Raw genomic sequence first — 12,084 nt, 5'->3', positions numbered from 1 at the left:
GACTAAAATTTATGCCTAAACAATAAATCCCTCAGGTTTTTACGTTGACCCAAATTTTACCTTAACCCGAAATTCTCAGCTAAACCTTGAAATAGGCTGAATCCCTTGGATTACGCTGCAAATAGTAAAATTACAGAAACAAAAAAAGCACCTCTTTTTGAGAAGTGCTTTTTTTGTGACCGCGACAGGATTCAAACCTGTAACCGGCTGATCCGTAGTCAGCTACTCTATTCAGTTGAGCTACGCGGCCAATCGTTCAAAATTTGATTAGAAAAGTGACCACGACAGGATTCAAACCTGTAACCGGCTGATCCGTAGTCAGCTACTCTATTCAGTTGAGCTACGTGGCCAATTATTTCTAAATCTTCAGTAGAAAATGGTGACCGCGACAGGATTCAAACCTGTAACCGGCTGATCCGTAGTCAGCTACTCTATTCAGTTGAGCTACGCGGCCATGTCCTTTTTGTTTGACGGGTGCAAAGGTATGGAGTTTGTACGAAACTTCCAAATATTTCTGCGATTTTTTTCAATAAAAATTATTCCATAAACCGGCTTCCAAATATCTGCCAGCCCAATGTGAGGCCCAAATTCCAGTTCTTACTCGGTGAACTATAATGATTTAGATAGGCGCATATCGAGCCGAAAGGAAGTTTGACAACCAGGTCTAATTCTCCCATATATTCGAACTGTGAAAACACTTTTCCGTAGCTTGCCTTGTTACTTTCTTCGCGAATGGGGAAAATCGGTGCGAATCCATACATGCCCAATCTTACTTGTAGCACACTGTTGAACATGTAAATCGGACATACACCTGCTCCCACAAACTGGTTGGCCCGAAATGCTTCGTTGTAGGTGATTCTGCTGTGAGCCGTAGGCGCAAATTCTCCGGCCTGCATCATGGTAGCCCGATAATTGTGGCTGAAATTACGCGAGGAATAATAGGCCTTCAAGTAGGTACCCAATGAGAAATGCGGAGTCAGTGTATGATATTTCTCCAGTTCATAAGCAATTTGTAGCCATGACTGGATGTATTTGTAGTTTTCGGTGTAAGCCGGGTCTTCATTTCCGGGATAATATCGCTCCACACCTGTGTAGATGTGTGCGGCAAGTCGTTCGCGGCGTCCTGAGGTGGCAAATTGCCGGCTGTTGAGTGTATTTCCGTCTAATGCGACAGAACCTCCGAAAATGGAATATTTGCTGACATCACGTATATCTGAAGTAAAATCGATGACGTTGGTCTGGAAATACTGGTCCTCCAGTTGGCCTACTCCGATACCAAATTCGGCTTTCTGGCGGCTCAGGAAAGGCATGGAGACAAATAGCTTCACAAACTCTTCTTTTTGCTTGTTGAAAATGGGAGTATTTCCTTTGCTCAAGAGTTTTTCCTGCTTCAGGTAGTCGAACGTAGACAAGGAAGCCACCAGCCGGTATGAGGTCGGCAGACGGGTTGGCAAATCAATGCGGCCCGCAAGTTGCAGGTTATTGTAGATTTGTCCTAACTGTCCGTCCAGCGAGAACTCCTTGGAGAAGTTGTTCAGGTTGTGATAAGTGGCTCCTACATACACCTGATTTGCTCCGTTTGAGCCTACGTTACCTCCTACTCTCAGCGAGAGGTCATCCTTCATACGTACCTTCAAATCCAGGTTAAAATCGTTTTCGTAGGGATTGTAGACTGCATGAGGAATAATTTCGGAGATCATGTTGTCAGACGACATCAGGCGGAAATATCCCTTCCGAAGCTCTTCCAGGGAGAATGTCCCGTCTTCTTCGCTATGAAACTCCTTACGGATGTATTTTTTCTGCTGGTCGTTTGCTCCGTGTATGATGATATTGCGGAAACGGAATTCAGGCATTTTCTTTTTGAAAGCCATGCGTTCCTTTTCCAGCAGACGATAGTCCATACGACGGGGAATCCGGTTCTTGATGGAATCCATCAGTTCCATAGTGCGTTCATAGCCGATGTCGTGAAGCTCGTCAAAACGATTGAAGTCCATCAGGCTCACATCATCGTATTTAAAGGTCATGAGAATACCTGTAGAATCAGGCACGGAATAGTCCGTTTTCTGCATGATCATGCTTTCCAGCTGTCCGATAATGTCTCCTTCCTGCGGCTTCCCCGGATTAGAACTTACCACGCTGCCGATAATAATGTCCGGATGAAAGTTCTCCGTCATTACATTGACCGGGAAATTATTATATATCCCTCCGTCATACGCCAGCACGGAATCAATTTCAATGGGCTTGAACATTCCCGGAAAACTCATGGAGGCACGTACGGCGTCTCCCAAATCACCTTCCTTGAAAATAATCGGACGCTTGTTGTATACATCAGAAGCTACGCAGCGGAACGGTACGAACAGCTTGTCAAAATTTCCCCGGCAGAGCGCCGTAGCCTGCCCGAACAGCTCCACGAACGCTAAGTTCATCTGTAGCGGGTCGACCACGCTGGAAGGCAGAAACTGTGTTTTTACCTTGTGCAGCGGATTCTTCAATGATACACGGATATTGATAAACTCCGGTGTAGGCGGATTCCGTTTGAAATAGTAGATGTATTTTTCCTGTATCCCTCCGGAATACCATCGTTTGAAATCTTCCGATCTGATGAGCTTTTCCATGTCGTCCGGCGAATAGCCCATGGCATACAGCGAACCGATGATGGCGCCCATGGAAGTACCCGTGACATAGTCGATGGGGATGTTGTTTTCTTCCAGTGCACGGATAATGCCGATGTGTGTCAGACCTTTTGCTCCGCCCCCACTGAGTACCAGTCCCACTTTCTGAGCCGATACAGTGGAGAAAAACAGACAGAAAAAGATCACAAGAATGCGGTGTATATATATCATATATAAATTGGCTAAGTTGTTGTACCCCAAATATAGTGATAAAAATAGACTGGGCACGCGAAATCTCATTTTTTTTCCAACTTCGCAGATTATTTCAAAATCTTTTCAGAATTGTGTCAGACCTTTGTCACAAACAAAAGAAAAAAGGGACACTGAATTATGAAGAAGTTTGTATTTTGGGCAATGATGACACTAGGTGTAGTCGGCCTGCAGAGCTGTGATAAAGATGATGACGACCGTTTGCAAGTTTCGGCAAACCTGCAAGAAGCTTTTGATACCCGATACCCGAATGTATCGAGAGTGGACTGGGAACAAAAAGGTCAGTTCTATGAAGCTGAGTTTGCAGATAACGGGTATGAGAACAAAGCATGGTTTACTCCCGACGGTGTATGGGTGATGACGGAATATGACATTCCTTTTGCTCAATTACCGCAAACTGTGCAAGATGCATTTAAAACCGGTGCATACGCATCATGGAGAGTAGATGATGTGGACAAGATTGAGAAAACCGATGCCAGCGTGATTTACGTCATTGAAGTGGAATCGGGTGAGAAGGAATATGAACTTACCTATCTGGAAGATGGCACGCTGATTCGTGAAGAAGCAGAATGGGGAGAACATACTCCGGTAACTCCCGGACAGACATCGGAGGTGAAGGAGCTGGTAAAGACAAAATATCCTCAGGCTGTGATTCTGGACATTGAAGAAGAAAAAGGAGGTATCGAAGTGGAAATTAGCGACGGTGGCCGTCAGAAAGAAGTGTACTACAAACTGGCTGATGGAGTTCTTTCCTGGATGCATACTACATACGAGATAGAAGAGCGCGAATACAGTACCCTTCCCGAAGGCGTACGTCAAGCTTTGGCCGATTTGTCAGGAAGCGGAATGGAGGTCGACGATGTGGATTTCTTTGAAACAGAAACCGGAAATTACTACCGTATAGAAGTGGAAGACCGTGGGGCCGACAAGTACGTTTACGTGGCAGAAAATGGGGAGATGCTTCAGATGAAACTTAAAAATTATGCTTAAAAACATAAAATATTAGACTTTTCTGAACTTTTTAGGGAAATAAACCGTATATTTGCAACGGATTTCCCAGATTCACGTGGCCGGGCAGTCCTGCTGTTCCGGTCACAGAAGTAATGTTCCGGGCAGGAAATCACTGTAAGGACACAGTACCGGATAGTATTAACTAAAATCAAATTACATGCTTAAAAATGTAAAGTGGTTTTTTGTTGTATTAGTATTCAGTTCCTTCATTTCTCTGTCATTTGACAAGAGAAAGACTCCCACCGAGAAACTTCCGCTTGGGGCGCAGGCTCCGGAGTTAGTGCTCGGAAAAGAAAAGCAGCCGCTCAGCCTGCAAGCCGCAAAAGGCAATTACATCCTGCTGAGCTTTTGGGCCAGTTACGACGCCGCATCGCGTACACGCAATGCCAGACTGCACAATGTGGTTTCGGACGACGCCCGTGTTGAGATGATTTCCATTTCATTCGACCGCTACCAGTCGGTATTCAACGCTGCGGTTCGCCAGGACGGTATCAGCGATAACGTCTATCAGGAAATGGAAGGTGAAAATTCGGAGATATTCAAGTCGTACGACCTGAAGCACGGATTCATCAATTACCTAGTGAACGACCGTGGAGTCATTGTGGCAAAGAATGTAACTCCCTCCGAACTGGCATCGCTTCTGCATCAGGCAGAAAATTGATGCCCGCCCTTTGAAGAAGATGACTTTGGATACAACAAAAAGCAAAGAGATTTCAAATCAGACAGGTTCTGTACAGATTTGAAATCTCTTTTTTTATGCGGTCACGGCAGGACTCTGCCGTGATTTTTTTAGCATTTTATTTTCAGCTCATCCAGTATGCGGCGCATCTGTTCGTAAGTAGTGATGCGGGTAGGAACCAGCGGCAAGCGCAGACGGTTCTCAATCATTCCCATCATGCTGAGCATGGCTTTCACTCCGGCAGGGTTACCGTCGACAAACAGCAGCTTGAACAGCTCCGTAAATTGGTGATGGATGGTCAGCGCATTGTTGTAGTCGCCGGCCAGTGCCAGACGTGTCATGCGGCTGAACTCACGCGGAAAGGCATTTCCGATAACGGAGATAACGCCCACGGCTCCCAAGGTAATCAGCGGGAAGGTAATACCGTCGTCGCCCGAGATTACGTCGAAATTCTCCGGTTTGTTCTTGATGATATCGTCCATCTGTGTAATGTTGCCCGATGCTTCCTTGATAGCCACGATGTTCTTGAAGTCGCGTGCCAGACGCAAGGTTGTTTCGGCCGTCATGTTCACACCGGTACGTCCCGGCACATTGTAAAGCACTACCGGAAGATCTGTAGCTTCGGCAATGGCCTTGTAGTGCTGGTAAATGCCTTCCTGTGAAGGTTTATTATAATAAGGAACGGCCACCAGTACGGCATCCACTCCTGTGAAGTCCTCATTTTTCAGCGTGTTGAGCACCGTCTGCGTGCAGTTGCTGCTGATGCCCAGCAAAATTGGCACACGACCGTTGACGCGTTCTATCACCACTTTCTTGATTTGTCTTTTTTCTTCCTCAGTCAGTGTCGGTGTTTCCGCAGTGGTACCCAGTACACAGAGAAAATCCACCCCATTTTGTACCTGATATTCAACGAGTCGTACCAGCGCGTTATAATCCACGCTACCGTCGCTCTTGAAGGGAGTAATCAGAGCCACCCCCATTCCTTTCAGTCTTCTTACTATCATAAATGAAATATAATCACTTTAACAAGTGTACAAAAGTACGAATATTTTCAATTTAACCTATAGATTTAATCGTTTTTTTGCCTTTTATAAATAATTTGTAAAGGACTGGCACTTTATTCGCCAATCATTCCGAGAAACTCCTCTTCATTTACGATGCGGATGCCCAGTTTTTCTGCTTTTTCCAGCTTGCTGGGGCCCATGTTCTCTCCGGCCAGAATGAAGCTTGTTTTCTTGGAGATGCTGCCCACGTTCTTTCCGCCATGCTTTTCGATAAGTGCCTTGTATTCGTCGCGCGAGTGGCGGGCAAATACGCCGCTGATGACGATGGACTGGCCTTGCAGCTTGTCGGTCTGTCCGGCTGTCTCTTCCTCACTGATGGCCATCTGCACTCCGGCTTCACGCAGGCGTTCGATGAGCTGGAGATTCTTCTCGCTGTGGAAATAACGCAGGATACTCTGTGCAATCTTTTCGCCGATTTCGTCCACGTGAATCAGGTCGTCCAGCGTAGCCGATTTCAGGTCGTCGATGGAGCGGAACGCACGTGCCACTTTCTTGGCCACGGTTTCGCCCACAAAGCGGATGCCCAGTGCAAAGATGACACGCTCGTAGGGAACGGTCTTCGATTTCTCTACTCCCTGTATGATGTTCTCGGCCGATTTTTCTCCCATGCGGTTCAGGCGGCAGATGTCTGCTGCTTGCAGCGTGTAGAGGTCGGCCACATCGTGAATCAGTCCCTCCTGATAGAACTGGTCGACGGTTTCCGGTCCCAGCCCTTCGATGTTCATGGCACGGCGGCTGATGAAGTGCTCGATGCGGCCCTTTATCTGTGTAGGGCACCCGTCTTCGTTCGTGCAGTAATGTGCAGCTTCGTCCTCGTAGCGTACCAGTCGGCTGCCGCATTCCGGACAGTGTGTGATGAAAGTCACCTTCTCGCTTCCTTCCGGACGTGCGTCCTTGTCCACTCCCGTAATTTTCGGAATGATTTCGCCGCCCTTTTCCACGTACACCATATCGCCCAGATGCAGGTCGAGCGACTCGATGATGTCGGCATTGTGGAGAGAAGCACGTTTCACCACCGTACCCGAAAGCTGAACCGGTTCCAGATTGGCTACGGGGGTTACTGCTCCTGTACGTCCCACCTGATACGTCACCTTCAGCAGTTTGGTGCAAGCCTGTTCCGCCTGAAATTTATAAGCGATGGCCCAGCGCGGCGACTTGGCCGTGAAACCCAGGTTGCGCTGCTGGCGCTGTGAGTTTACCTTCAGCACAATGCCGTCGGTAGCCACCGGCAGGTTTTTGCGCTCCAAGTCCCAGTAGTTGATAAAGTCGAATACCTCTTCCAGCGTACGGGCCTTGCGCATGTGCGACGACACCTTGAAACCCCAGCGTGCCGCTTCCTGCAAATTCTCATAATGCCCGTCGTGCGGCAGTTCCTCGCCCAACAGATAATATAGGTAGGCATCCAGCTTGCGCGAAGCTACTACTGCCGAGTTCTGCGACTTGAGCGTACCCGAAGCCGCATTGCGTGGGTTGGCAAAAAGCGGTTCCTCACGCTGCTCACGTTCGCGGTTCAGTTCCTCGAACACCGTCCACGGCATCAGAATCTCACCCCGGATTTCAAACCGGCGGGGATAGCCTTCGCCCGACAGGCGCAGCGGAATGGAACGGATAGTCTTCACGTTGTCCGTCACGTCGTCGCCCCGTACACCGTCACCACGCGTCACCGCCTGCACCAGTCGTCCGTCTTCGTAAGTCAGCGAGATGGACGTACCGTCAAACTTCAGCTCGCAGCAGATTTCGAAGTCCTCGTTCAGTGCCTTCCGCACACGTTCGTAGAACTCCCGTACCTCTGTCTCGGAATACGTGTTGCCCAGTGAGAGCATGGGATACCTGTGTTCCACCTGACGGAACTCCTTGTTAAGGTCGCTGCCCACGCGCACGCTCGGCGAGTTCTCGTCGTAGTGTTCGGGGTGTTTCGCCTCCAAATCCTGCAGCTCGCGCATGAGCCGGTCGAATTCCTGGTCGCTGATAGTTGGTGCATTGAGAATGTAGTAGTTATGATTATGCGTGTGTAACTCTTCACGCAGCTGGTCGATTCTTTCTATTTCTGTCATGACATTAAAGCGTAATGTTTCATGCAAAAGTAGCAAAAATATTCGTACTTTTGCAAAAAACAATCGCAGACAAATGAGAATAGACATTATAACCGTATTGCCGGAAATGATTGAAGGATTCTTCAATTACTCCATCATGAGCCGTGCTCAGAAGAAAGGAATTGCCGAGATTCACATTCATAACCTGCGCGATTATGCGTACGACCGTTACCGTAAGGTGGACGATTATCCGTTCGGGGGATGTGCCGGTATGGTGATGAAGATTGAGCCGATTGACCGGTGTATCTCCGCACTGAAGGCGGAACGTCATTACGACGAGGTGATTTTCACGACGCCCGATGGCGAGCAGTTCAACCAGAAGATGGCCAACACGCTGTCGCTGTCGCAGAACCTGATTATTCTGTGCGGACACTTCAAGGGCATCGACTACCGCATCCGCGAGCATTTCATCACGAAGGAAATCAGTATCGGCGACTATGTGCTGACGGGCGGCGAGCTGGCGGCAGCGGTGATTGCCGATTCGATTGTCCGCATCATTCCGGGAGTGATTTCCGATGAGCAGTCGGCTTTGTCCGATTCGTTCCAGGACAACCTGCTGGCTCCTCCGGTGTACACGCGTCCGGCAGAATACAACGGCTGGAAGGTGCCCGACATTTTGCTGTCCGGCCATGAAGCGAAGATTCGTGAATGGGAGTTCCAGCAGTCGCTTGAACGGACCCAGCGTTTGCGTCCGGATTTGCTGGAAGGGAAATAAAGAAAAATCTATAACATCAAAAAATAGTTTTAGAGCTTAGGAATATGAAAAAGCTATTAACGATTTTATTTTTGCTGAATATTTCTATGTTATCTTATTCTCAGGTTTCGTTCAGCAAGTTTAAATTTAAAAAAGATTCTCCTTTCGGGTGTTGCCCTGGACGGAAAATGACTGATGTAAAATTTAAAATTACATCGGATAAAGCTATAAAATATGTACGTGTATATTATTATGGTGTAAATCAGGTTGGAGATGCAGTGTCAAGTGACATTGTGGGTGCTGTAAATGCAAATGTAGAGCACACAAAGCATCGTATGATTTTTTTTACTGGACCGTTTGAAACTAATAAAACATATTCTCGGTGGGCAAGTGGTACTTTTATTTATCCATTAGAAGTTATAGCTTTTCCTTATTTGCTTGAAATCTTGTATATGAATGGAGAGGAAGAGAAAATAAAATTAAATAAGGAAAATTTTCATATATACTTCCCTTGTATAAAGAAATGGATAGATGTTAATGTAGAGGATGGAATTTAAAACACTATTGGAAAGGAAGTAAGCAAATTATTCTCGTTAAAAGATGACGAGAATAGCGTGGTTAATTTAATCATTTGAAGGTATTTCAGAATCATAAGTGCATTTCAATCGAAACACAAGTGCGTTTCATTTAAAACGCCTTTACGTTTTAGGTAAAACGCACTTGCGTTTAAAAGAAAACGTCCTTGCGTTTTGTGACAAACGCAAGGACGTTTTTTTATGCTTGTTTCCGGGCCTTGAAAAGTGTTGTTTTCAGATTTCCAGTGCACCGATGATGTCGCGTACGGAACTGTATCCGTGACGGTCCAGATAGTCGTTGATGCCTTCGGCCACTTTCACGGTGATGGCCGGATCAATGAAGTTGGCTGTACCAATCTGGATGGCAGTGGCACCTGCTAGCAGGAATTCTACGGCATCCTTCCAGTTCATGATACCACCCAGACCTACTACCGGAATGTTTACGGCTTTAGCTACCTGCCATACCATGCGCAGGGCGATGGGTTTCACGGCAGCACCACTCATACCTCCGGTCACGGTCGACAGGATGGGACGACGCTTTTCTGCATCGATGGCCATACCCAGCAGGGTGTTGATGAGCGACACGCTGTCGGCTCCGGCACCTTCTACGGCACGGGCAATCTCGGTGATGTCAGTCACGTTGGGCGACAGTTTTACAATCAGTGTCTTCTTGTAGACTTTACGCACGGCACTCACCACTTCGGCAGCTCCGTGAGCCGTTACACCGAAAGCCATACCTCCCTGCTTCACGTTCGGGCAGGAAATGTTCAGCTCGATGGCCGGGATGTTTTCCAGTTCGTTGATGATGGAAGCCGTTTCCGCATAGTCTTCTACCTGTGAGCCGGACACGTTTACAATCATGTTCGTACGGATGTCCTTAATTTGCGGATAGATATGGTCCACGAAATAATGCACGCCTTTGTTCTGTAATCCCACGGCATTGAGCATACCCATGGGTGTTTCGGCCATACGCGGGTAAGGGTTTCCTTCACGGTGGTGAAGTGTGGTTCCCTTCACGATGATACCTCCGATTTTTTCCAGGTCCACGAAGTCCTGAAACTCCAGTCCATATCCGAATGTACCCGATGCGGTCATGACCGGGTTCGACAAGTTCAATTTACCGATGTTTACGCTTAAATCTGCCATAATAGTTTCTTTATATTAAATACCGGACCTTCTTTACATACGCACACATGTCCCTCGTCTGTCTTTTCCACGCAGCAGAGGCAGGCTCCGACGCCGCAGGCCATGGTGTTTTCCAGTGACACCTCGCATTCGATGCCCTCTGCCTTGGCATACTTGGCCACTGCCATCATCATGGGTTTCGGGCCGCAGGTGTAAATCATGTCAAACTTCTGTGCTTTCAGTACGCTGTGCATGGTGACGTATCCCTTTTCGCCCATGCTGCCGTCTTCGGTGGTGGTGTACACGTCGCCGAGGGCTTCAAACTGTTCCAGCTGGAGCAGGTCGTTCTTCGAGCGGGCACCCAGCAGGAAGGTGGGTTTGCATCCTTGTTTCAGGAGCACTTCGCCCAGGTAGAGCATGGGAGCCGTACCTACACCGCCGCCCACGAGCAGCACCTTGGTGTCGGCAGAAGCTGGCATGGTGAATCCGTTGCCCAGCGGGAGCACTACGTTTACTGTATCGCCTTTCTGTACGGTAGCCAGTTTACGGGTACCGTCGCCCACGAGCTGGACGAGGAACCATACTTCGTTTTTCTCTCTATCTACGTAGTTGATGGAAATGGGGCGACGCAGGAAGGTAGTCGGCGAACCGTCCACCCGGATTTCGGCAAACTGTCCCGGAAGCATTTCGGGCAAGGGAGCCTCTTGCGTCAGCTTGATGAGAACGTAGTTCGCGTGCAGGCGAGTGTTCTCGGTGACTGTCAAATCTAAGATGTATTTCTTCATATAAAAAAAGGTAAATTCGTTTCTTTCACGCAAAGATACGAATTTACCTTTTATATGCCTAACACCTTGGCGGGTGCTTTTGTCGTTCGGGGACTTATTTTTCGGGTTTGAACACCTCGTAGGTGCCGTTATCGAAGAAAATACGTATTTCGGTAATCTTCGGATGCGGCTTTTCGATGTACTTAACTTCCTCTCTGATAATCTCTTTGGGCGGATAAACCACGGTAGGAACCTCGTTCTCCTTGCGAAAATCGGAGTGAGCCGGCTCTTCGGTCGTGTTTTTCGGATTCTCGAACGGTTGTGAGAACAAGTCCATGCCTGTTACGGCGGGAGCGCTTTCTTCCATTTCGCCTTCACCGTAGAGCAGCCAGTTGATGTTGATGTACGGACATGCCTTATGGATGCGCATGACGACTTCCAGGCTGGGTTTGTTTCGCCCGCTGAAGATGTGCGACAGTGATGAGGTAGAGATGCCTATCTTTTCGGCGAATTCGGCATTCGATAAACCCTCTTTTTGCATGACTTTTAGAATCCGGTCCTTCATATACAAATGGAAATGGCTTTGTTTGTTGATTACAAAAGTAATTCTTTAAATTTAGAAATGCAAATTTATAAATCTAAATTTACATTGTTACAAGTGTAAATCACATCATTCCAATTGTACATTTACGCTTTTATACAAGTGTAAATACATTTGTAATTAACTTTAGTTTAGTCGGTTATTTGGTTGAATATTAGTATATTATAATTGTATACATGTGTATATATGGGAAAAATAAGAGTTTATTCGCTCTTTCAGGTCGTTTTATTGAACAGATTTATAGATATTATTCTAAAATATGCTGGTATTCAGCGTATTATGATTCTTAAAGCTGCATGTTATATTTATTCGTTTACATTTAGATAAGTAACACTTTATTCTTGTAAATTGCATTGTATCAGTGTAATATCTCCCCTACCCGTTTGCTAAAATTTACATTTGTGGCGGATAAATAGGCAGAATACAAATGTAAATCATCCAATTCTACACAAATAAGTGATTACATTTGTATTTTGTACCTTCCACTTCTATCTGTAATTTACCGTTTGTAGGGAAACTTCGTGAGAATTGAAAATTTGACGTCCATTTGTATTCTCCTCCTGATTTTTCAATTCTCGTGAAAAACGAAAAAGCGG

10 protein-coding genes and 3 tRNA genes are annotated in these 12,084 nt (G+C 46.9%); 4 read left to right on the top strand and 9 right to left on the bottom strand.

What is annotated here, in order from left to right; genetic code table 11:
- Positions 1–176 precede the first annotated feature (176 nt).
- The 4 genes from DXD04_RS13795 to DXD04_RS13780 all read right to left on the bottom strand — a co-directional run bounded on the left by DXD04_RS13795 (position 177) and on the right by DXD04_RS13780 (position 2,843).
- Positions 177–250, bottom strand: a tRNA-Arg gene (locus tag DXD04_RS13795).
- A gap of 26 nt (positions 251–276) precedes the next feature.
- Positions 277–350: transfer RNA gene (locus tag DXD04_RS13790), tRNA-Arg, on the bottom strand.
- 27 nt (positions 351–377) lie between these two features.
- A tRNA-Arg gene (locus tag DXD04_RS13785) sits at positions 378–454 on the bottom strand.
- Between the two features lie 82 nt (positions 455–536).
- Positions 537–2,843 (bottom strand): patatin-like phospholipase family protein, encoded by a 2,307-nt coding sequence (locus DXD04_RS13780; RefSeq protein WP_117673816.1) that lies wholly within the window; start codon positions 2,841–2,843, stop codon positions 537–539.
- Between the two features lie 159 nt (positions 2,844–3,002).
- On the opposite strand from DXD04_RS13780, the gene DXD04_RS13775 reads away from it, so the two are divergent.
- Both DXD04_RS13775 and DXD04_RS13770 read left to right on the top strand, forming a co-directional pair.
- Positions 3,003–3,872 carry a PepSY-like domain-containing protein gene (locus DXD04_RS13775; RefSeq protein ID WP_117673815.1) on the top strand — a complete coding sequence of 290 codons (870 nt, stop codon included), beginning with the start codon at positions 3,003–3,005 and terminating at the stop codon, positions 3,870–3,872.
- A 178-nt stretch (positions 3,873–4,050) separates the two neighbouring features.
- Positions 4,051–4,554, top strand: a complete 504-nt coding sequence (locus DXD04_RS13770) for a thioredoxin family protein (RefSeq protein ID WP_117673814.1) — start codon at positions 4,051–4,053, stop codon at positions 4,552–4,554.
- A 128-nt stretch (positions 4,555–4,682) separates the two neighbouring features.
- Here DXD04_RS13770 and dapA read toward each other — a convergent pair whose 3' ends face one another.
- Together dapA and ligA are read right to left on the bottom strand one after the other, a co-directional pair.
- Positions 4,683–5,576, bottom strand: coding sequence for a 4-hydroxy-tetrahydrodipicolinate synthase (gene dapA, locus DXD04_RS13765; RefSeq protein ID WP_007558307.1), 894 nt, complete (start codon positions 5,574–5,576; stop codon positions 4,683–4,685).
- 113 nt (positions 5,577–5,689) lie between these two features.
- Entirely contained in the window at positions 5,690–7,690 is a 2,001-nt protein-coding gene (ligA, locus tag DXD04_RS13760) for an NAD-dependent DNA ligase LigA (protein WP_117673813.1), read from the bottom strand.
- A gap of 73 nt (positions 7,691–7,763) precedes the next feature.
- On the opposite strand from ligA, the gene trmD reads away from it, so the two are divergent.
- Positions 7,764–8,444 (top strand): tRNA (guanosine(37)-N1)-methyltransferase TrmD, encoded by a 681-nt coding sequence (trmD, locus tag DXD04_RS13755; RefSeq protein WP_022053273.1) that lies wholly within the window; start codon positions 7,764–7,766, stop codon positions 8,442–8,444.
- 44 nt (positions 8,445–8,488) lie between these two features.
- A complete protein-coding gene (locus DXD04_RS13750) occupies positions 8,489–8,980 on the top strand; it encodes a hypothetical protein (RefSeq protein WP_131200977.1) in 492 nt (163 codons plus the stop codon).
- 252 nt (positions 8,981–9,232) lie between these two features.
- Here DXD04_RS13750 and DXD04_RS13745 read toward each other — a convergent pair whose 3' ends face one another.
- The 3 genes from DXD04_RS13745 to DXD04_RS13735 form a co-directional block, all read right to left on the bottom strand.
- Entirely contained in the window at positions 9,233–10,144 is a 912-nt protein-coding gene (locus DXD04_RS13745; protein ID WP_117673811.1) for a dihydroorotate dehydrogenase, read from the bottom strand.
- The gene (locus tag DXD04_RS13740; protein WP_117673810.1) at positions 10,132–10,908 is read right to left on the bottom strand and encodes a dihydroorotate dehydrogenase electron transfer subunit; all 777 of its coding nucleotides are present in this window, start codon (positions 10,906–10,908) and stop codon (positions 10,132–10,134) included. Before DXD04_RS13740 ends, DXD04_RS13745 begins: the two co-directional genes overlap by 13 nt.
- A gap of 94 nt (positions 10,909–11,002) precedes the next feature.
- Complete coding sequence (locus tag DXD04_RS13735) at positions 11,003–11,452, bottom strand: helix-turn-helix domain-containing protein (RefSeq protein ID WP_117673809.1); 450 nt, start codon at positions 11,450–11,452, stop codon at positions 11,003–11,005.
- Positions 11,453–12,084 lie beyond the last annotated feature (632 nt).

The sequence above is a fragment of the Phocaeicola plebeius genome (assembly GCF_003437535.1).
GTDB lineage: Bacteria > Bacteroidota > Bacteroidia > Bacteroidales > Bacteroidaceae > Phocaeicola > Phocaeicola plebeius_A.
Note: the sequence above shows the minus strand (reverse complement) of the source record. Positions and strands in the feature narration are given on the sequence as shown.

Bases quoted from the DNA above. Each gene is read 5' to 3' on its own strand.
- DXD04_RS13770 (WP_117673814.1), top strand. From the start codon at position 4,051: ATGCTTAAAAATGTAAAGTGGTTTTTTGTTGTATTAGTATTCAGTTCC.
- DXD04_RS13735 (WP_117673809.1), bottom strand. From the start codon at position 11,452: ATGAAGGACCGGATTCTAAAAGTCATGCAAAAAGAGGGTTTATCGAAT.
- trmD (WP_022053273.1), top strand. From the start codon at position 7,764: ATGAGAATAGACATTATAACCGTATTGCCGGAAATGATTGAAGGATTC.
- dapA (WP_007558307.1), bottom strand. From the start codon at position 5,576: ATGATAGTAAGAAGACTGAAAGGAATGGGGGTGGCTCTGATTACTCCC.
- DXD04_RS13745 (WP_117673811.1), bottom strand. From the start codon at position 10,144: ATGGCAGATTTAAGCGTAAACATCGGTAAATTGAACTTGTCGAACCCG.
- ligA (WP_117673813.1), bottom strand. From the start codon at position 7,690: ATGACAGAAATAGAAAGAATCGACCAGCTGCGTGAAGAGTTACACACG.
- DXD04_RS13750 (WP_131200977.1), top strand. From the start codon at position 8,489: ATGAAAAAGCTATTAACGATTTTATTTTTGCTGAATATTTCTATGTTA.
- DXD04_RS13775 (WP_117673815.1), top strand. From the start codon at position 3,003: ATGAAGAAGTTTGTATTTTGGGCAATGATGACACTAGGTGTAGTCGGC.
- DXD04_RS13780 (WP_117673816.1), bottom strand. From the start codon at position 2,843: ATGATATATATACACCGCATTCTTGTGATCTTTTTCTGTCTGTTTTTC.
- DXD04_RS13740 (WP_117673810.1), bottom strand. From the start codon at position 10,908: ATGAAGAAATACATCTTAGATTTGACAGTCACCGAGAACACTCGCCTG.